Here is a 19493-nt window from a genome sequence, read left to right on the forward strand (position 1 = left end):
AGCCGCGCAGGCGGTGATCTGTGTCGCTCAGGCAACCCTACGTGGCGGCGTGAGCGTGCGGTTCAGGCGGCCCCGGCGCGGGCCCGGTGGGCCAGCGCCGCGCGTGGTGTCCGGGCCAGGATCGCCAGGTCCATTCCCAGCCAGTGGTGCTCGACGTAGTGCCGGTCGAGCAGCGCCATCTCTTCCCACGGTAGCTCCGACCGGGCGCTGACCTGCCACAACCCGGTCACCCCGGGGCGTACGAGCAGACGTACGGGGAGCCGCTCGGGCGGCGGTACGGGCGCCCGCCCGGCGTCCGGGCCGCCGGGGCCGGCCTGCGGCCGCGGGCCGACCAGGGACATCTCCCCGCGCACGACGTTGAGCAGCTGCGGCAGCCCGTCCAGCGCGCAGCGCTCCAGCAGCGCTCCGGTGCGCCCCGTGGTCGCGAACCGCCAGGTCCGGAAGGCGGCGCCGGCCAGCCCGGCGCACTCCTGCCGTACGAAGACCCGTCCGGAGGTCCGTCCGGAGGTCCGTCCGGAGGCGCGTACGAAGACCCGCCCGTGCCCGGTCGCGGCCAGCGCGGCGGCCGCCACCGCCAGCACCGGCGCGAGCAGGGCCAGCAGGGTGAGCGCGCCGGCGAGGTCGACGACCCGCTTGGCCGGCGGCAGGGCCGGCAACGGCAGCGGCAATGTCAGCGGCGGCGGCAACGGCATGCAGGCACCGTGCCGCACCGCCCCCGGCGGCGCCGCGCGCCGCGCGGCGCGGGAGGGCGCCGGTCCCCCGCCCGGCTCACCCCGGTCCCGGTCGGCGCGGACGGGTCGCAGCCGGGTTGCAGCCGGGGTGAGCGTAAGGCTGGCGTAAGAGTTGAGTCCCCTCGACTCAGGTCTGTTGACGGGACCGCGACCCGTATTGCATCCTTGAGTCTGTTCCACTCAAGTCAGCTGGAGGAATCAAAATGGCTCGTGCGGTCGGCATCGACCTGGGCACCACCAACTCCGTCGTCAGCGTTCTCGAAGGCGGCGAGCCCACCGTCATCACCAACGCCGAGGGCGCCAGGACCACGCCGTCCGTCGTCGCCTTCGCCAAGAACGGCGAGGTCCTCGTCGGCGAGGTCGCCAAGCGCCAGGCGGTCACGAACGTGGACCGCACCATCCGGTCGGTCAAGCGCCACATGGGCACCGACTGGAAGATCAACCTTGACGGCAAGGACTTCAACCCGCAGCAGATGAGCGCCTTCATCCTGCAGAAGCTGAAGCGCGACGCCGAGGCCTACCTGGGTGAGAAGGTCACCGACGCGGTCATCACCGTGCCGGCGTACTTCAACGACTCCGAGCGCCAGGCCACCAAGGAGGCCGGCGAGATCGCGGGCCTGAACGTCCTGCGCATCGTCAACGAGCCGACCGCCGCCGCCCTGGCGTACGGCCTCGACAAGGACGACCAGACCATTCTCGTCTTCGACCTCGGCGGCGGCACCTTCGACGTGTCCCTCCTGGAGATCGGTGACGGTGTCGTCGAGGTCCGCGCGACCAACGGTGACAACCACCTCGGTGGTGACGACTGGGACCAGCGCGTCGTCGACTACCTGGTGAAGCAGTTCGCCAACGGCCACGGCGTCGACCTGTCCAAGGACAAGATGGCGCTCCAGCGCCTGCGCGAGGCCGCCGAGAAGGCGAAGATCGAGCTCTCCTCCTCCACGGAGACCACGATCAACCTGCCCTACATCACGGCGTCCGCCGAGGGCCCGCTGCACCTGGACGAGAAGCTCACCCGCGCCCAGTTCCAGCAGCTGACCGCGGACCTCCTGGAGCGCTGCAAGACCCCGTTCCACAACGTCATCAAGGACGCGAACATCTCGCTGTCCGACATCGACCACGTGGTCCTGGTCGGCGGCTCGACCCGTATGCCGGCCGTCGCCGAGCTCGTCAAGGAGCTGACCGGTGGCAAGGACGCCAACAAGGGCGTCAACCCGGACGAGGTCGTCGCCATGGGCGCCACCCTCCAGGCCGGTGTCCTCAAGGGTGAGGTCAAGGACGTCCTGCTCCTCGACGTGACCCCGCTGTCCCTCGGCATCGAGACCAAGGGCGGCATCATGACCAAGCTGATCGAGCGCAACACCACGATCCCGACCAAGCGGTCGGAGATCTTCACGACGGCCGAGGACAACCAGCCGTCCGTGCAGATCCAGGTCTACCAGGGCGAGCGCGAGATCGCGGCGTACAACAAGAAGCTCGGCATGTTCGAGCTGACCGGCCTGCCGCCGGCCCCGCGTGGCGTCCCGCAGATCGAGGTCTCCTTCGACATCGACGCCAACGGCATCATGCACGTGACCGCGAAGGACCTGGGCACGGGCAAGGAGCAGAAGATGACCGTCACCGGCGGCTCCTCGCTCGCCAAGGACGAGGTCGACCGCATGCGCCAGGAGGCCGAGCAGTACGCGGAGGAGGACCAGCGTCGCCGCGAGTCCGCCGAGACCCGCAACCAGGCCGAGCAGCTCGTGTACCAGACGGAGAAGTTCGTCAAGGACAACGAGGACAAGGTCCCGGCCGACGTCAAGACCGAGGTCGAGGCGGCCGTCGCCGAGCTGAAGGAGAAGCTCAAGGGCGAGGACACCGCCGAGATCCGCACCGCGACCGAGAAGGTCGCCGCGGTCAGCCAGAAGCTGGGCCAGGCGATCTACGCCGACGCCCAGGGCGCGCAGGCCGCCGGCGCCCCCGCCGGTGAGCAGCAGGCCAAGGCCGACGACGACGTCGTGGACGCCGAGATCGTCGACGACGAGAAGCCGAAGGGCGGCGCTGCCTGATGTCGGAGGAGACCCCGGGCTTCGAGGAGAAGCCCGAAGTCCCCGCCGACGGCACCACGCCCGACGAGCCGAAGGCCGCCGACTCCGCCAAGGAGGAGGCGGCGGCCCCGGCCGGGGACGCGAAGCAGGACGTCGCTCTGCTGGCGCAGCTGGACCAGGCCCGTACGGCGCTCAACGAGCGCACCGCGGACCTCCAGCGGCTCCAGGCCGAGTACCAGAACTACCGCCGCCGGGTCGAGCGGGACCGCGTCACGGTCAAGGAGATCGCCGTCGCGAACCTGCTGACCGAGCTGCTGCCCACGCTGGACGACATCGGCCGGGCGCGGGACCACGGTGAGCTGGTCGGCGGCTTCAAGTCGGTGGCCGAATCGCTGGAGACCGTCGCCGCGAAGATGGGTCTGCAGCAGTTCGGCAAGGAGGGCGAGCCCTTCGACCCGACGATCCACGAGGCCCTGATGCACAGCTACGCGCCGGATGTCACCGAGACGACGTGCGTGGCGATCCTGCAGCCGGGGTACCGGATCGGCGAGCGCACGATCCGTCCCGCGCGGGTCGCGGTCGCCGAGCCCCAGCCGGGCGCGGCGCCGAAGTCCGAGGACGCCGGCGATGCGGACACGGATGCCCCTGACAAGGGCTGACGCAATTCCACTGCGAGAGGAGGGACACCGAGGGTGAGTACCAAGGACTTCGTGGAGAAGGACTACTACAAGGTCCTCGGTGTCCCGAAGGACGCCACCGAGGCCGAGATCAAGAAGGCGTACCGGAAGCTCGCGCGCGAGTTCCACCCGGACGCCAACAAGGGCGACGCCGCGGCGGAGGAGCGCTTCAAGGAGATCTCCGAGGCCAACGACATCCTCGGCGACGCCAAGAAGCGCAAGGAGTACGACGAGGCGCGCGCCCTCTTCGGCAACGGTGGCTTCCGCCCCGGACCGGGCGGTGGCGGCGGCTCGTTCAACTTCGACCTCGGCGACCTCTTCGGGGGCACGCAGCAGGGCGGAGCGGGCGCCGGCGGCTTCGGCGGCGGGCTGGGCGACGTCTTCGGCGGCCTGTTCAACCGCGGCGGAGCGGGTACGGGCACCCGTACGCAGCCGCGCCGCGGCCAGGACATCGAGTCCGAGGTCACCCTCTCCTTCACGGAGGCGGTGGACGGGGCCACGGTGCCGCTGCGGATGTCCTCCCAGGCGGCCTGCAAGGCCTGTTCCGGCACCGGCGACAAGAACGGCACGCCGCGCGTGTGCCCGACCTGCGTGGGCACCGGGCAGGTCTCGCGGGGCAGCGGCGGCGGCTTCTCGCTCACCGACCCGTGCGCGGACTGCAAGGGCCGTGGCCTGATCGCCGAGCACCCCTGCGAGGTCTGCAAGGGCAGCGGCCGGGCCAAGTCCTCGCGGACCATGCAGGTCAGGATCCCGGCGGGCGTCTCCGACGGCCAGCGGATCCGGCTGCGCGGCAAGGGCGCCCCGGGCGAGCGCGGCGGTCCGGCCGGCGATCTGTACGTCGTCGTGCACGTCGGCACGCACCCGGTCTTCGGGCGGCGGGACGACAACCTGACGGTGACCGTCCCGGTCACCTTCACGGAGGCGGCACTGGGCGCCGAGATCAAGGTCCCCACCCTGGGCGGCCCCTCGGTGACCCTGAAGCTGCCGCCGGGCACCCCGGGCGGGCGCACGCTGCGCGCCCGCGGCAAGGGCGCGGTCCGCAAGGACGGAACCCGGGGCGATCTGCTCGTCACCATCGAGGTGGCCGTTCCGACGCAGCTGTCGGACAAGGCCCGCGAGGCACTGGAGACGTACCGCGACGCGACCTCCTCCGAGGATCCGCGCGCCACCTTGTTCGAGTCCGCGAAGGGAGCATGACATGGACGGCCGCCGCAGGAATCCGTACCAGCTGACCGACGAGACCCCGGTCTACGTCATCTCGGTGGCCGCCCAGCTCTCGGGTCTGCACCCGCAGACCCTCCGCCAGTACGACCGGCTCGGCCTGGTCTCCCCGGACCGTACGGCCGGGCGCGGCCGGCGCTATTCGGCCCGTGACATCGAGCTGCTGCGCACGGTGCAGCAGCTGTCGCAGGACGAGGGCATCAACCTGGCGGGCATCAAGCGGATCATCGAGCTGGAGAACCAGGTCGCGGCGCTCCAGCAGCGGGTGGCCGAGCTCTCGGCGGCGGTGGACGGCGCGGCGGCGGCGATGCGCCAGCGCGAGGCCCAGGTGCACGCCTCCTACCGGCGCGACCTGGTCCCGTACCAGCCGCCGCAGCAGACCAGCGCGCTGGTCGTGTGGCGCCCCAAGCGCCCGCAGGACTGACCCGGCAGCGGTGCGCTGCCGACGCGGTACCGCGTGACGTGACGAGGGCCCCGCCCGGAAGACCCCGGGCGGGGCCCTCGTGCGTCCCGGGAGGCCTCCGGGGCGGCGTACGGCACGGCGTACGGGCGAGCGTACGGGGGCTAGCGCTCCGGGCCGTTGAGGATGCCCGACTGGGCGATGAGGAAGCCGAGCTGGGCGCGGCTGCCGCTGCCCAGGGTGGTGGCCAGTTTGGCGATGTGCGCCCGGCAGGTGCGGACGTTCATGCCCAGCCGGCGGGCGATCGCCTCGTCCACGTGGCCCTCGACCAGGAGCTGCGCGATCGAGCGCTGGACCCCCGATATGCCGGTCGGCGTCGGGGTGTAGGTGACCTCGTCGCGCAGCGGCACGGCGCGCCGCCACAGTTGTTCGAAGACCTTGATGAGGTAGTCGACCAGCCCCGGGTGCCGCAGTTCCAGCGCCACCCGGCGGTCGTCGCTCGCCGGGATGAAGGCCACCGAGCGGTCGAAGATGATGAGGCGCTCGATGAGCTCCTCCAGGGTGCGGATCTCCACCTTGCCGGCGGATATCCGGTCGACGTACGCGAGCGTGCCCTGACTGTGCCGCACGGTGTGCTGGTAGAGAGTCCGTATGCTGACCCCACGGTCGATCAACGGGGCGTCGCGTTCCAGGGCCTGACTGAGGGCCAGGGAGGGCCGAGGGCCGCCCGGCTGGACGGTCAGGACCTCGGTGTGGCACTCGGCGGTGGCGAGGTTGAGGGCGGCGTTGATCCGTTCGAAGCCCTCGAGCACCGTGATGGCATGGGTGTCCGACGGGCTCTGCGCGCTGATGGCCAGGAACGGCTCGAAAGCGTCGGTGAGATCTACAGCGGTCCGCCGCCGGTCCTGGATCTCCCGTTCAATCGGGTGGAGCCGTTGGGCGAGCGCGACGGACGGGGGAACCGGACGGAGTTGGTTCGCGTCGTCAGGGTCGGGCTGCAGAAGGGCGAATTCAAGCAGGCAGGGAGCGTTCTGGACCTCTCCCCGGGCGATTCGTCCGGTGCTGAGCGCTGCCGCGTACAGCCGTGTTCCCTCGTCGCACAGGGACGTGACGGGGTGGGGATGTGTCGGGTTTGTGTCGTTTCTGGGCAAATCTCCACCCCCCAGGGTCCTGAACATGCAAGAACATGATGCATCGTCCCTGTGGCATTGACGTGCCCGAATGAGCCATCGTCTGACACGCGGGGGAGAGGATTCCATCAAGTGAGGACGAAGCCGACCATGTACAAGAGAATGCTTCGCTCGGCGCTTGCCGTTGTTTTCTCCGCCGTTGCGGTATTTGGGGCAGTGAGCGCGATCGACGCTGATGCGGGCAGCGCTCGCGCCGACGGAGACACCGGCTGGACCAACGGTCCGACGGCGGGCAAGTTGGACACCGGGTGGACCTCGGCCCCTGCGAAGGTGTCCTGATGACCCCCGACGATCGCGACTTCCGGCGTGAAATGGCCTCGGCCTACCGGTCCGGGTGGCAGTTCATCGATCTCGTCACGGCCATCCCCCACCCTGGCGATTCGTTGATGGTCACCCTGTTCGGGCAGCCGATCGTCGTGGTGCGCGAGGAGGACGAGGACGTCCGGGCGTACCGGTGCCTGCGGCGCCCCCGTGGTGCGCCGCAGCCCGTCCGCTGCGAAGTCCGGTACGGCATGGTGTTCGTCAACCTGGACCAGCGCGACCACCAGTTGTTCGAGCCCGACATCACCACCGCCACCCCCCGCAGTGCCTGACGCGATTCCCCCGTCGTCGCAGATCGCTCAGGCGCTACCCCCACACAACGGCGCCATCGTGGACCTGAACACGATGGCGCCGTTGTGCTGTCCGCGTCCATACGCGAACCGGACAAGATGAAATCCGAACCGAAAGCGGAATCCCGCTCTCAACCGGCGCCGTGCCAGGTCACGGCCCCGCGCCGGCGGCACTCGGTGCCACGGACGTGATCGCGCCCGGTGCCGTTCCCGTGATCGCGCCCGGTGCCGTTCCCGTGATCGGGACCGGTGTCCGCTCCGTGATCAGGCCCGGCCCATCGCACGGTCCAGGGCGATCTCGATGACCACCCGGTCCGGGTTCGGCGACGGCGTCCGCCCGTACCGCACCGCGTAGCGCGCCACGGCGTCGGCGACCGACGCCTCGTCCGTGACGACGGTCGCGCGCCCTTCCAGCGTGGCCCAGCGCCGGCCCGCCATCTGGCAGACCGCGACCCGCGCCGTCCCCGGCGCCGCCGCCAGGACGTTGCGGACCTTCTTGCTGTGCTTGTTGCTGATCACCCGTGCCACCCCGGCCTCCGGGTCGTACGTCACGCCCACCGGGACCACGTGGGGGGTGCCGTCGGGGCGCGGGGTCGTCAGCGTGCACACGTGCCGTTCCCGCCAGAAGGCGAGGTAGTCGGGCGTCGGGTTCCGTACGTCGTGGGACATGGGCCGCAGCGTATCTACCGGACAGCGCCTTGAGTGGAATAGACTCAACTTTGTGTACGCTGACCTTGTCAGTATCAAGGAAGAGCCGGAGAGGAGAAGCCGCCCGTGGACGCCGAGCTGACCAACAGGAGCCGGGCCGCCCTGAACGCCGCCACCACCCGGGCCGTGAAGGACGGCCACCCGGACCTGACCCCCGCGCACCTGCTGCTGGCCCTGCTCGCCGGCGAGGACAACGAGAACATCGTCGATCTGCTCGTCGCGGTCGACGCCGACCAGGCCGCCGTCCGCGCCGGCGCCGAGCGCGTCCTGGCGGGCCTGCCCAGCGTCACCGGTTCCACGGTGGCGCCGCCGCAGCCCAGCCGCGAGCTGCTCGCCGTCCTGGCCGAGGCGGACGCCGAGGCCGGCCGGCTCGGGGACGACTACCTCTCCACCGAACACCTCCTCATCGCCGTCGCCGCCAAGGGCGGCGCCGCCGGTGAGGTCCTGACCGCACAGGGCGCGACCGCCGGCAAGCTGCTGGCCGCCTTCGAGAACGTACGAGGAGGACGGCGGGTGACCACCCCCGACCCCGAGGGCCAGTACAAGGCCCTGGAGAAGTTCGGCACCGACTTCACGGCGGCCGCCCGCGAGGGCAAGCTCGACCCGGTCATCGGCCGCGACCACGAGATCCGCCGCGTCGTCCAGGTGCTCTCGCGCCGTACGAAGAACAACCCGGTGCTCATCGGCGAGCCCGGCGTCGGCAAGACGGCCGTCGTCGAGGGCCTCGCGCAGCGCATCGTCAAGGGCGACGTCCCCGAGTCGCTGAAGAACAAGCGCCTGGTCGCCCTGGACCTCGGCGCGATGGTGGCCGGCGCGAAGTACCGCGGCGAGTTCGAGGAGCGCCTCAAGACCGTCCTCGCGGAGATCAAGTCCAGCGACGGGCAGATCATCACCTTCATCGACGAGCTGCACACCGTCGTGGGCGCGGGCGCCGGCGGCGACTCGGCCATGGACGCGGGCAACATGCTCAAGCCCATGCTGGCGCGCGGCGAGCTGCGCATGGTCGGCGCGACCACCCTCGACGAGTACCGCGAGCGGATCGAGAAGGACCCGGCCCTGGAGCGCCGCTTCCAGCAGGTGCTGGTGGCGGAGCCGAGCGTCGAGGACACGATCGCGATCCTGCGCGGGCTCAAGGGCCGCTACGAGGCCCACCACAAGGTGCAGATCAACGACAGCGCCCTGGTGGCCGCCGCGACCCTGTCCGACCGGTACATCACCTCCCGCTTCCTGCCCGACAAGGCCATCGACCTCGTCGACGAGGCCGCCTCCCGGCTGCGCATGGAGATCGACTCCTCCCCGCTGGAGATCGACGAGCTCCAGCGGTCGGTGGACCGGCTCCGCATGGAGGAGCTGGCGCTGAAGAACGAGTCCGACCCCGCCTCGATCGAGCGCCTGGAGAAGCTGCGCAAGGACCTCGCCGACAAGGAGGAGGAGCTGCGCGGCCTCACCGCGCGCTGGGAGAAGGAGAAGCAGTCCCTCAACCGGGTGGGTGAGCTCAAGGAGCGCCTGGACGCCCTGGAGGGCCTGCTGGAGCGTGCCGAGCGGGACGGCGACCTGGAGGCGGCGTCCAAGCTGAAGTACGGCGAGATCCCGGCGCTGAAGGAGGAGCTGGAGGCCGCCACCGCGGACGAGGAGAGCGCCGCCCGCGACACCATGGTCAAGGACGAGGTCGGCCCCGACGACATCGCGGACGTGGTCGGCGCCTGGACCGGCATCCCGGCCGGCCGGCTGCTGGAGGGCGAGACCCAGAAGCTCCTGCGCATGGAGGAGGAGCTGGGCCGCCGCCTGATCGGCCAGTCGGAGGCCGTACGGGCCGTCTCGGACGCCGTGCGCCGTACCCGCGCCGGGATCGCCGACCCCGACCGCCCCACCGGTTCCTTCCTGTTCCTGGGCCCCACCGGCGTCGGCAAGACCGAGCTGGCCAAGGCGCTCGCGGACTTCCTCTTCGACGACGAGCGGGCCATGGTCCGCATCGACATGTCCGAGTACGGCGAGAAGCACTCGGTCGCCCGTCTGGTCGGCGCCCCGCCCGGGTACGTCGGCTACGAGGAGGGCGGCCAGCTGACGGAGGCGGTGCGCCGCCGCCCGTACAGCGTGGTGCTGCTGGACGAGGTGGAGAAGGCGCACCCGGAGGTCTTCGACATCCTGCTCCAGGTCCTCGACGACGGCCGGCTCACCGACGGCCAGGGGCGGACGGTGGACTTCCGCAACACCATCCTGATCCTGACCTCGAACCTGGGCAGCCAGTACCTGGTCGAGCCGCTGACGAGCGAGGACGTCAAGCGCGAGCAGGTCCTGGAGGTCGTCCGGGCCTCCTTCAAGCCGGAGTTCCTCAACCGGCTGGACGACCTGGTCGTCTTCTCGGCCCTGGACCAGGCCGAGCTGGGCCGGATCGCCGAGCTCCAGATCGGCCGCCTGGCGAGCCGGCTGGCCGAGCGCCGGCTGACGCTGGACGTCACGCCGCAGGCCCTGGCCTGGCTGGCGGAGAAGGGCAACGACCCGGCGTACGGCGCCCGGCCGCTGCGCCGCCTGATCCAGACGGCCGTCGGCGACCGGCTGGCCAAGGAGATCCTGGCGGGCGAGGTCCGCGACGGGGACACCGTACGCGTCGACGTCGCGGGCGAGGACCTGCTGGTCGGCCGCGCCCTGTAAACCGCGGTCCGGGCGTCGCCACGGCCGCGGTCCCGGAGCCGCCGCGGCCGCGGTCCGGGCGATCGCCCACGTCAGGGGCCCCGCGGGGCCCCTGACGCCGCCGATCGTGTCCGCCCGGAGCGGATCGTCGGTGCGAGGGTTGCCACGGGGTGGGCGCCATGGGGGAGGATGGCGGTATCCGCACGAAGGGAAAAACACGGTGAGCATCGACCCGGCCTCGATTCCGAATTTCGGGAGTCAGCCCGAACCGCAGGCCTCAGGACCGGCGGGCCCCGTCGTCCCCGACCAGGACCTGGTCAAGCAGCTGCTGGAGCAGATGGAGCTCAAGTACGTCGTCGACGACGAGGGTGACCTCGCGGCGCCGTGGGAGGAGTTCCGTACGTACTTCATGTTCCGCGGCGAGGACGAGCAGCAGGTCTTCTCGGTGCGGACGTTCTACGACCGCCCGCACAAGATCGACGAGAAGCACCAGCTGCTCGAGTCGATCGACGACTGGAACCGCCGCACCCTGTGGCCCAAGGTCTACACCCACACCCACGACGACGGCTCCGTCCGTCTGATCGGTGAGGCGCAGATGCTGATCGGCACCGGCGTCTCCCTGGAGCACTTCGTGTCCTCCACGGTCAGCTGGGTCCGCGCCTCGATCGAGTTCGACAAGTGGCTCCTGGAGCAGCTCGGCCTGGAGCAGGAGGTCGACTCGTCCGAGGGCGAGACCGACGGCGGCGAGGACGGCAAGTAGTCCCCGCCCCCGCACCCGCCGTCACAGCGGCACCCGGGCGATGAGCAGCAGGTACGCCCCGTAGCCCGACGAGAGCCCGGCCAGGGCCGCGGTCACCACGACCGCGGACCGCGGCCGGGCTCGCGCCATGACGGCCGCGAGCGGCAGCAGCAGCGGGAACGCCGGCAGCAGGAACCGCGGCTTGGACTCGAAGAACCCGCTCCCGCCCAGCGAGATCACCAGCAGGACGCCGGTGTAGACGAGCAGCGGCAGCGGGGCCCGGTACCGCACCAGCGCCACTCCCAGCGCCACCGCCCCCACCAGCACCAGCAGCGTCACCACCGAGGCGAACGTCGTCCGCCCGTCACCGGTCAGTACGCGCGCCGCGGACCCGGCCGCCCCGGCCCCGAAGTCGAAGCGCGACCCCCAGCCGCGCTGCACGGTGAAGTAGCCGCCCAGCGGATCCCCCCGCCGGATCCCGACGGCCAGCAGGTACGCCGCCCAGCCCGCCGGGGCCAGCAGCCCCGCCGCCCACACGGCCGCCCCGGCCCGCCCGCGGTGCTCCCGCAGCGTCCACAGCGCCGCCACGGACACCGCCGCCGCCACCGCGATCCCGGTCGGCCGGGTCAGTCCGGCCAGGACCGCGAGGCCCGCCGCCCACAGCCACCGCCCGGTCAGCAGGGCGTACAGCGCCCAGGCGGCGAGCGCGGCCAGCAGCGCCTCGGTGTAGCCCATGCTCAGCACCACCGCGTGCGGCACCGCCGCCCACAGCACCACCAGCAGCACCCCGGCCCGGGCCCCCGAGATCCGCTCCCCGATCCGGTACACCCCGACCGCGGCCAGGCCCGCCGCCGCCCAGGCCACCAGCAGCCCGGCGCCCGCCGCGCCGACGCCGAGCACGGCCGAGGCCAGCCGCATCAGACCCGGGTAGAGCGGGAAGAACGCCAGGTCGCTCTGGAGGTAGCCGCCCTCGGGCCACGCCAGCGTCCGCCCGTACCCGCGCTCGGCGATGGCGATGTACCAGCCGGAGTCCCACGACGCCCCCAGCACCGCCACCGGGTCCTTGCCCACCCACCACGCGCCGAGGGCGACGGCGGCCGCCCCCAGCCCCCGTACGAGGGCGAACGCGGCGAGCGCCACGACGGCCCCGGGCAGGGCGGCGGGGACGGCGGGGGCGGGGGAGGGGACGGTGGCGGCGGGCGCTCGGCCCGTCGTCACCGGCACTAGAGCCTGCCGAGACGGGCGACGGCCTCTTCGAGGACCTCGGTGCGCTTGCAGAAGGCCCAGCGCACATGGGTGCGGCCGGCGTCCTTGTCGTCGTAGAAGACGGAGTTGGGGATGGCGACCAGCCCCGCGCGTTCGGGCAGGGCGCGGCAGAAGGCGAGGCCGTCGTCCTCGCCGAGCGGGGCGATGTCGGTGGTGATGAAGTACGTGCCCCGGGGCGCGTAGACCTCGAAACCGGCCCGGCGCAGGCCGTCGGCGAGCAGGTCCCGCTTGGCGCGCAGGTCCTCGCGGACGTCGCGGTAGTAGGCGTCGGGCAGGGCCAGGGCCTCGGCGATCGCGTACTGGAAGGGCCCGGAGGCGACGTAGGTGAGGAACTGCTTGGCGGAGCGGACCGCCGTGACCAGGGCGGGCGGCGCGGTGACCCAGCCGACCTTCCAGCCGGTGAAGGAGAAGGTCTTGCCGGCGGAGGAGATGGTGACGGTGCGTTCGCGCATGCCGGGCAGGCCCGCCAGCGGGGTGTGCCCGCCCTCGAAGACGAGGTGCTCGTACACCTCGTCGGTGACCACCAGCAGGTCGCGCTCGACGGCGAGGGCGGCGATGGCGGCGAGATCGGAGTCGGGCAGGACGTGGCCCGTGGGGTTGTGCGGGGTGTTCAGCAGGAGCAGCCGGGTGCGCGGGGTGAGGGCCGCGCGCAGCTCGTCGAGGTCGAGCGCGAAGGCGCCGTCGCGCGGGCGCAGGGTGACCGGGACGCGGGTGGCGCCGGCCATCGCGATGCAGGCGGCGTAGGAGTCGTAGAAGGGTTCGAGCGCGACGACCTCGTCGCCGGGTTCGAGGAGCGCGAGGAGGGCGGCGGCGATGGCCTCGGTGGCGCCGGCCGTGACGAGGACCTCGGTGTCGGGGTCGTAGGACAGGCCGTAGAAGCGCTCCTGGTGGGCGGCGACCGCCCGGCGCAGCTCCGGGATGCCGGGGGCGGGCGGGTACTGGTTGCCGCGGCCGTCGCGGACGGCGCGGACGGCCGCCTCGGCGATCTCGGCGGGGCCGTCGGTGTCGGGGAACCCCTGACCCAGGTTGAGGGAGCCGGTGCGGGTGGCCAGAGCCGACATCTCCGCGAAGATCGTGGTGCCGAAAGCCGCGAGACGGCGGTTCAGGAAGGGGCGGTTCTCGCCCGCGGATGCGCTCATGGGCGCCATCCTGAGGGGAACCTCTGGACTTGCTCAAGTGTGCTTTGGGCCGCCGGAGGCGGGGGCATCCCCCTCTCACGCGGGACGCGGGGATCCCGCTCCTCGGGGGACCGGGGCGTACGAAGGGGGCCGGACGTCATGTCGATGGCCATTCTCATTCCGATCATCCTGGTGGTCACCGGGATCATCGTGCTGGTCGCGCGGATCGGCGCGGTCGGCTCGGGCTCCGGGAGCAAGCGCTCGCACACGTCGTCGTCCTCCAGCTGGTGGGGCGGTGACTCCGGTGGCGACTCGGGCGGCGGCTCCTCCTGCGGCTCGTCGTCCTCCTCGTGCGGAGGCGGAGGCGGAGGCGGCGGTGGCGGAGGCGGTGGCGGCGGGGGCTGCGGAGGCGGAGGCAGCTGATCCTGCTTCGGCGGGGCGTGGTGCGGGCATCCCCTCTCTACGTCTGTACGCGGGACGCCGGGGGCCGGGACAGGGTGTCGGCCCCCGGCGTCCCGCGGTGCCCGGAAGGGGGTCGAGCACGATGATCAGAGCCTGGCTGGACCGGCTCGCACGGCCGTCGAACGACACCACGCTCAGCTGGTGGGCGGCGGCCGAAACGGCGCCGCCGCAGGAATGCGGGCGTCCGCACTCCTGCGGCGGTCACCCGCAGTGCGGCAGCGGCCCGCACTCCTGCCTGAACGGCTGTCAGGGCGTCGACTGACGCGAGTGAGCGGCCCGTGCGGGGGCGTCCGGCGGGGACAACTTCCGCCGGGCGCCGTTCCATTGGAGAGCCTCGCGCGCGGGGCGGATGACGTGCCTGGTTGAACACCTGAACTGTGGAGCCCCCGAGGGGATGTAAACCCCTTCAAGTTGGGTAAAAACGCTGTGAGTGCCGTGCCTTTCATGATTCCCTCGGTTGAGTAGACCAGTCCTCGGACATCCCGGGACTTCCTGTGGACCCGAGCCGGTGACCCCCCACCCGTCGTCATGGCCGCTGGCGGGGCTCCGGCCCCTCTCCCTCGCGCGTTTGCGGAGCCGACTCATGCTCACGACCCTCCAGACCACCTACACCGACACGCGTGCCGCCGACCTCGCCTGGGCCCTGGGCCGTGACCGGCTGCCGGCCCTGGCCGTACTGAACCTCGAGCTGGCGGGTGCGAAGGTGGAGCTGCGCCTGCTCGGAGCCTCCCATCAGGTGCTCCTGGAGGAGGACGCGGTCCTCTGTTCGGAGACGGTGGCCTGCATCCCCGGCAGCAGCACGCCGCTGCCGCTCGGCGTGGCCAAGCGGGTGGGTGACTGGGAGTACGAGTTCGCCGCGCGGGTGGAGACCCTCTCCCAGGGGTCTTTCGCGGGCCGGGCGCAGGAACTGCTCGCGCTGGTCGCCGATCACCCGAACGGACTCGCCGGCACTTTTCCGGGCAGCCCGCACGCCTTCACCGCGATGCTCGCGCAGCGCTACGAGGGGCAGGTCCGCTGGCGCACCTGGCACGCCTACCCGCAGGAAGGACAGCTGGTCGCGACCCGGACCCGGGTCGGGGTGAGGATGGCCGCGGCCGCCGTGTGAGGCGCTGTTCCCGCGCCGGCGGGCGAGGTGCCGAGTCGTTTCTGCACCGTTACTCCAACTGGCCGGAGCAGTGCTCCAGTTACACCCATGTGGGTGACTCGGTGCGAGCGGGCCGTGACGTACGGTTCGCTGCATGATCGACCGTTCCGCCTCCCGCGGGGTGCTCCCGGCGCCGGAGCCTCGGGGTGCGGCGACCGTCCCGGCCGCCCTGCCCGTACGGCCCCGGACCGGCCGACTCCTCGTCCTGGCCACCGTGTTCGTCTGCGCCGCCTGCGGGCTCGTGTACGAGCTGGAGCTGCTGGCCCTCGCCTCGTACCTGATCGGTGACTCCGTCACCCAGGCCTCCGTCGTGCTGTCCCTCATGGTCTTCGCGATGGGCGTCGGCTCGCTGCTCGCCAAGGGGCTGCGGGCGCGCCCGGCGGTCGGCTTCGCCGTCATCGAGGCGGCCCTGGCGCTGGTGGGCGGGCTCTCGGCGACCGCGCTCTACGCGAGCTTCGCCTGGCTGGGGGAGTCGCGGCCGGCGCTGGTGGGCTTCTCGCTCGTCATCGGGGTGCTGATCGGGGCCGAGGTGCCGCTGCTGATGACCCTGATCCAGCGGGTGCGGCGGCAGGACGCCGGCGGGGCGGTCGCCGACCTGTTCGCCGCCGACTACGTGGGCGCGCTGGTCGGGGGCCTGGCCTTCCCGTTCCTGCTGCTGCCGCTGCTCGGCCAGCTGACCGGCGCCATGCTGACGGGCACCGTCAACGCGGCGGCCGGCGGGGCCCTGGTGCTGTGGCTGTTCCGGCGGGACCTGACCCGGCGGGCGCGCTGGCTGATCCTGGCGGCGAACGTCGCCGTCCTCGCGGCGCTGGCGTCCGCGACCGTGCTCGCCGACGACTTCGAGCGGGCGGCCCGGCGCGCGGTCTACGGCGGCGAGGTGCGGGTGGCGGTGCAGACCGGGGTGCAGGAACTGGTGGTCACGGGCCCGCGGACCGGCTCGCCGCGCTCGCTCGACCTGTTCCTGGACGGCCGGCTGCGGATCAGCGGCTACGACGAGTACCGCTACCACGAGGCGCTGGTGCACCCGGCGATGTCGGGCCGCCACGCGCGGGTGCTGGTGCTGGGCGGCGGGGACGGGCTGGCCGCGCGGGAGGTGCTGCGCCACCCGGACGTCGCGGCGGTGACCGTGGTGGAGCTGGACCCGGGGGTGGTGCGGCTGGCCCGGACGGACCCGATGCTGTCGGCGCTGAACGCCGGCGTGCTCGCGGACCCGCGCGTCCACGTCGTCACGGCGGACGCGTTCCGCTGGCTGCGGGGGGTGCCGGCCGGGCGGTACGACGTGATCGTCTCCGATCTGCCCGACCCCGGGATCACGCCCAGCACGAAGCTGTACTCGCAGGAGTTCTACGGGCTGGCCGGGCGGGCGCTGGCCCCGGGCGGCCGGCTCGTGGTGCACGCGGGACCGCTGGCCACGCGGCCGCGCACGTACTGGACGGTCGAGGCCACCTTGCGGGCGGCGGGCCTGCGGACCGCGCCGTACAGCGCGGGCGGCCGGCTCTCCGGTTTCGCCGCGGGCCCCGACCGGACCCTGGGCGCGGCCGACGCCCCGCCGCAGGACTGGGGCTTCGTCCTGGCCGCCCGCGACCACCGCCCGGCCCTGCACGTCGACCAGGACACCCCCGGCGGCCTGCGCTCCCTCTCGACGGGCTCCCTGCGGGACGCGGCGCGCGATGCGGAGCGCCTGCGGATGCCGGGCCTGCCGCCGTCGACGCTGCCGCACCCCCGGTACTCGTTCTCCTGACCGGCGGCGGGGCGGCCGGCGGCGCTCGGGCTCCGCTGGAGCCACGGTGCTGGTCGGCGTTTGGTCGGCGCCGGACCGGGTGCGGGAGGGGGTGTCGTCGGTAGGCTCGGCTGCATGGAGCATCTGGTGTTCGTCCCGGTGGCCGTAGAGAACCTCCGCGCGGTGCTGCGCGACCCCGTGCGGGTGGCCCGGTGTGTGCCGGGGCTCCAGCAGGACGCGGACGAGGCCAGCGGGCCGCTGGCCGGGCGGCTGAAGCTGCGCGTCGGCGGGCACACCGTCACCTACCGGGGCGCGCTGACCGTCACCGAGCGGGACCCGGACACGTACGAGATCAGCGGCGAGGGCACCGAGGTCCGCGGCTCGGGCACCGTGAAGCTGGCGCTGGCCCTGCGGCTGGCCGACGTGGACGGTGGTACGCGGGTCGCCTTCACGGGTGACGCCACCGCCGACGGCCGGGCGGCCGCCTTCGCCCCCGAGGCCACCACGACGGCGGTCCACCGGCTGCTGGACCGGACCGCGGCCCACCTGGCCACGGTGGCCGGCCGGCCCGGGGCCGCGGAGGAGGCCGGCGCGGCCGGGACGGACGTGGTCGAGGCGGACCTGGACGCGGGCCTGGACGAGGACGTCGACACGGACGCGGGCCTGGAGGACGACGTCGACACGGGCGCGGGCCCGGACGAGGACGAGGACGGGGTCGACGACGGGGTCGACGACGGGGTCGAGGTGGTGGAGGCCCCGGACTTCATCGAGCCCGCCGACATTCCGCCCGCCGACATTCCGCCCGCTGACGGATCGGCCGCCGACGTTCCGCCTGCCGACGTTCCGTCCGCCGATGTTCCGTCCGCCGACTTTCCGTCCGTCGACGGATCGCCCGCCGACGGCTCGGCCTCCGTCTTCGACGCCGAGGTGCCGCCGCCCTCGCTCGACCCCTCCCTCGACCCCGCCCTCGAACCCTTCCTGGAGGCCGAGTTCGGCGAAGGGCCGCGCCCGCCCGCCGAGGCCGCCCACGCACGGCGGACCATGATCGGGCGCAGCGCGGAGGAGGTCGACCACGCGCCGCCGCGCGGCCGCTACGCGCCGGTGCCCGCCCCCGCCACCGTGGCGCCCGGCGCGAGCCTGCGCTGGCTCGCGCCCGCCGCCGCGCTCGCCATCGCCTCCGCTGTCGTCGTCGGCCGCGTGCTGCGCCGCCGCAGGTAGGGGCGTCCTGGGCTGACGGGCCGTAGGGTCGGGGCCATGAGTACGCAACTGAGTGCCGGCGGCGCCGAGGTGACCGTCGACCAGGACAACGGCTGCCGTATCAGCAGCCTCCGTATCGACGGCACCGAGCTGCTGCGCCAGGGTTCGCACTTCGGCTCGTTCCCGATGGTGCCGTGGTGCGGGCGGCTCGCGGACGGGCGGTTCCAGGACGGCAGCGTCACCCGGCAGATGCTGCTCAACCACCCTCCGCACGCCCTCCACGGCCTCGGCCGCGACGCCGCCTGGCGCACCGCCACCGCCGACAAGACCGAGGCGGCCTTCACGTACGACCTCGTCGAGCCGTGGCCCCACCCGGGCCGCGTCACCCAGACCTTCGCGCTCACCGAGGACTCCCTGACGCTCGCGCTGGGCGTCGAGACGTACGGGGACAGCTTCCCGGCGCAGGCCGGCTGGCACCCCTGGTTCCTGCGCAACCTCGGGTACGGCGAGGACGTGGTGCTGGACTTTCGGCCCGAGTGGCAGGAGGAGCGGGGCGAGGACCACCTGCCCACCGGCCGCCGGATCGAGCCGCGCCCCGGCCCGTGGGACGACTGCTTCGGCATGCCCTACGGCGTGGACGTCACCCTGACCTGGCCCGGCGCCCTGGAGCTGAAGATCACCAGCCGGGCGGAATGGGTGGTCGTCTACGACGAACAGCCCGAGGCCGTCTGCGTCGAGCCCCAGTCCGGCCCGCCGAACGGTTTCAACACCGCCCCCCGCCTGGTCACCCCCGTCGACCCCCTGGAGGTCACAGCCACGTGGACCTGGCGACGGCTTGACGACAGGGGCTAGGGACGGCGCGCGGAGCCGTGGGTTCCACGGCCGAGGGGGTGTCCGCCGGGCACCCCCTAAGCTGTGGGTTCATGAGTGACGTACGTGGTGAGCTGCTCCAGCAGATCAAGGACAAGGCCGTCGTGCACGGCAAGGTGATCCTCTCCTCCGGCCGGGAGGCCGACTACTACATCGACCTCCGCCGGATCACGCTGGACGGCGAGGCGGCCCCCCTGGTCGGGCAGGTCATGCTCGACCTCACCGCCGACCTCGACTACGACTGCGTCGGCGGCCTGACCCTGGGCGCCGACCCGGTCGCGACCTCGATGCTGCACGCCTCCGCCGCGCGCGGGCAGCGGCTGGACGCCTTCGTCGTGCGCAAGGCGCAGAAGGCCCACGGCATGCAGCGCCGGATCGAGGGCACCGACGTCAAGGGCCGCCGCTGCCTGGTCGTCGAGGACACCTCGACCACCGGCGGCTCCCCGCTGACCGCCGTCGAGGCGGTCCGCGAGGCCGGCGGTGAGGTCGTCGCGGTGGCCACGATCGTGGACCGCGGCGCCGCCGACGCCATCGCGCAGGCGGGTCTGCAGTACCTCACCGGGTACCGCCTCGAGGACCTCGATCTCGCCTGATCAGGCCTGACCTGCGCCTTTCCGGCGGGTCCGGGTGTTTCACGTGAAACACCCGGACCATCGCGGGGCACGGCCGCCCGGACGCGGTCTGGAGTGTCTCCGAGAGTCTGGAAAGATGGGCGCGACGGTGACGTCGCCCCCAGGTCAGGGACAGCAACTCAGCACACCACCCGCATACCCAAGGAGCG

19 protein-coding genes are annotated in these 19493 nt (G+C 72.5%); 14 read left to right on the plus strand and 5 right to left on the minus strand.

Annotated elements, in window-relative coordinates:
* Positions 1–62: 62 nt before the first annotated feature.
* Positions 63–692, minus strand: coding sequence for a sugar transferase (locus ACIPXB_RS06405; protein ID WP_401445250.1), 630 nt, complete (start codon positions 690–692; stop codon positions 63–65).
* A gap of 242 nt (positions 693–934) precedes the next feature.
* Between ACIPXB_RS06405 and dnaK the strand changes: the two genes are divergently transcribed.
* The 4 genes from dnaK to ACIPXB_RS06425 are packed head-to-tail and all read left to right on the plus strand — an operon-like array spanning position 935 to position 5080.
* Entirely contained in the window at positions 935–2779 is a 1845-nt protein-coding gene (dnaK, locus tag ACIPXB_RS06410) for a molecular chaperone DnaK (protein ID WP_401445253.1), read from the plus strand.
* Complete coding sequence (gene grpE / locus ACIPXB_RS06415) at positions 2779–3417, plus strand: nucleotide exchange factor GrpE (protein ID WP_401445256.1); 639 nt, start codon at positions 2779–2781, stop codon at positions 3415–3417. The genes dnaK and grpE overlap by 1 nt, the downstream gene beginning before the upstream one ends.
* A 33-nt stretch (positions 3418–3450) precedes the next feature.
* Complete coding sequence (gene dnaJ / locus ACIPXB_RS06420) at positions 3451–4632, plus strand: molecular chaperone DnaJ (RefSeq protein ID WP_401445257.1); 1182 nt, start codon at positions 3451–3453, stop codon at positions 4630–4632.
* 1 nt (position 4633) lies between these two features.
* Positions 4634–5080 carry a heat shock protein transcriptional repressor HspR gene (locus ACIPXB_RS06425; RefSeq protein WP_401445259.1) on the plus strand — a complete coding sequence of 149 codons (447 nt, stop codon included), beginning with the start codon at positions 4634–4636 and terminating at the stop codon, positions 5078–5080.
* Between the two features lie 140 nt (positions 5081–5220).
* Here ACIPXB_RS06425 and ACIPXB_RS06430 read toward each other — a convergent pair whose 3' ends face one another.
* A complete protein-coding gene (locus tag ACIPXB_RS06430; RefSeq protein WP_401445262.1) occupies positions 5221–6234 on the minus strand; it encodes a helix-turn-helix transcriptional regulator in 1014 nt (337 codons plus the stop codon).
* Between the two features lie 290 nt (positions 6235–6524).
* On the opposite strand from ACIPXB_RS06430, the gene ACIPXB_RS06435 reads away from it, so the two are divergent.
* Positions 6525–6839 (plus strand): (2Fe-2S)-binding protein, encoded by a 315-nt coding sequence (locus ACIPXB_RS06435; RefSeq protein WP_219667885.1) that lies wholly within the window; start codon positions 6525–6527, stop codon positions 6837–6839.
* A gap of 282 nt (positions 6840–7121) precedes the next feature.
* Here the strand turns inward: ACIPXB_RS06435 and ACIPXB_RS06440 are convergent, their stop codons facing one another.
* The gene (locus ACIPXB_RS06440; protein ID WP_401445265.1) at positions 7122–7526 is read right to left on the minus strand and encodes a pyridoxamine 5'-phosphate oxidase family protein; all 405 of its coding nucleotides are present in this window, start codon (positions 7524–7526) and stop codon (positions 7122–7124) included.
* A 105-nt stretch (positions 7527–7631) separates the two neighbouring features.
* On the opposite strand from ACIPXB_RS06440, the gene clpB reads away from it, so the two are divergent.
* Together clpB and ACIPXB_RS06450 are read left to right on the plus strand one after the other, a co-directional pair.
* Positions 7632–10217, plus strand: coding sequence for an ATP-dependent chaperone ClpB (gene clpB, locus ACIPXB_RS06445; protein ID WP_401445267.1), 2586 nt, complete (start codon positions 7632–7634; stop codon positions 10215–10217).
* A gap of 199 nt (positions 10218–10416) precedes the next feature.
* Positions 10417–10956, plus strand: a complete 540-nt coding sequence (locus tag ACIPXB_RS06450) for a YbjN domain-containing protein (protein ID WP_401445269.1) — start codon at positions 10417–10419, stop codon at positions 10954–10956.
* Positions 10957–10977: 21 nt separating this feature from the next.
* Here the strand turns inward: ACIPXB_RS06450 and ACIPXB_RS06455 are convergent, their stop codons facing one another.
* Positions 10978–12153 (minus strand): hypothetical protein, encoded by a 1176-nt coding sequence (locus ACIPXB_RS06455; protein WP_401445271.1) that lies wholly within the window; start codon positions 12151–12153, stop codon positions 10978–10980.
* Positions 12154–12158: 5 nt separating this feature from the next.
* Positions 12159–13349, minus strand: a complete 1191-nt coding sequence (locus ACIPXB_RS06460) for a pyridoxal phosphate-dependent aminotransferase (RefSeq protein ID WP_401445273.1) — start codon at positions 13347–13349, stop codon at positions 12159–12161.
* Between the two features lie 129 nt (positions 13350–13478).
* Between ACIPXB_RS06460 and ACIPXB_RS06465 the strand changes: the two genes are divergently transcribed.
* From ACIPXB_RS06465 to pyrE, 7 genes are all read left to right on the plus strand, one after another.
* Positions 13479–13742 (plus strand): hypothetical protein, encoded by a 264-nt coding sequence (locus tag ACIPXB_RS06465; protein ID WP_401445275.1) that lies wholly within the window; start codon positions 13479–13481, stop codon positions 13740–13742.
* Between the two features lie 121 nt (positions 13743–13863).
* Complete coding sequence (locus tag ACIPXB_RS06470) at positions 13864–14043, plus strand: hypothetical protein (RefSeq protein ID WP_401445276.1); 180 nt, start codon at positions 13864–13866, stop codon at positions 14041–14043.
* Between the two features lie 321 nt (positions 14044–14364).
* A complete protein-coding gene (locus ACIPXB_RS06475; RefSeq protein ID WP_401445278.1) occupies positions 14365–14886 on the plus strand; it encodes a DUF2617 family protein in 522 nt (173 codons plus the stop codon).
* Between the two features lie 133 nt (positions 14887–15019).
* Positions 15020–16666: a polyamine aminopropyltransferase gene (locus tag ACIPXB_RS06480; RefSeq protein WP_401445280.1), complete on the plus strand. Its 1647-nt coding sequence runs from the start codon at positions 15020–15022 to the stop codon at positions 16664–16666.
* Positions 16667–16780: 114 nt separating this feature from the next.
* Positions 16781–17863 carry an SRPBCC domain-containing protein gene (locus ACIPXB_RS06485; protein WP_401445282.1) on the plus strand — a complete coding sequence of 361 codons (1083 nt, stop codon included), beginning with the start codon at positions 16781–16783 and terminating at the stop codon, positions 17861–17863.
* A gap of 36 nt (positions 17864–17899) precedes the next feature.
* A complete protein-coding gene (locus tag ACIPXB_RS06490) occupies positions 17900–18694 on the plus strand; it encodes an aldose 1-epimerase (protein WP_401445285.1) in 795 nt (264 codons plus the stop codon).
* A gap of 71 nt (positions 18695–18765) precedes the next feature.
* A complete protein-coding gene (gene pyrE / locus ACIPXB_RS06495) occupies positions 18766–19305 on the plus strand; it encodes an orotate phosphoribosyltransferase (RefSeq protein ID WP_401445287.1) in 540 nt (179 codons plus the stop codon).
* Positions 19306–19493 lie beyond the last annotated feature (188 nt).

It is taken from the genome of Streptomyces sp. NPDC090022, from assembly GCF_044748145.1.
Taxonomy (GTDB): domain Bacteria; phylum Actinomycetota; class Actinomycetes; order Streptomycetales; family Streptomycetaceae; genus Streptomyces.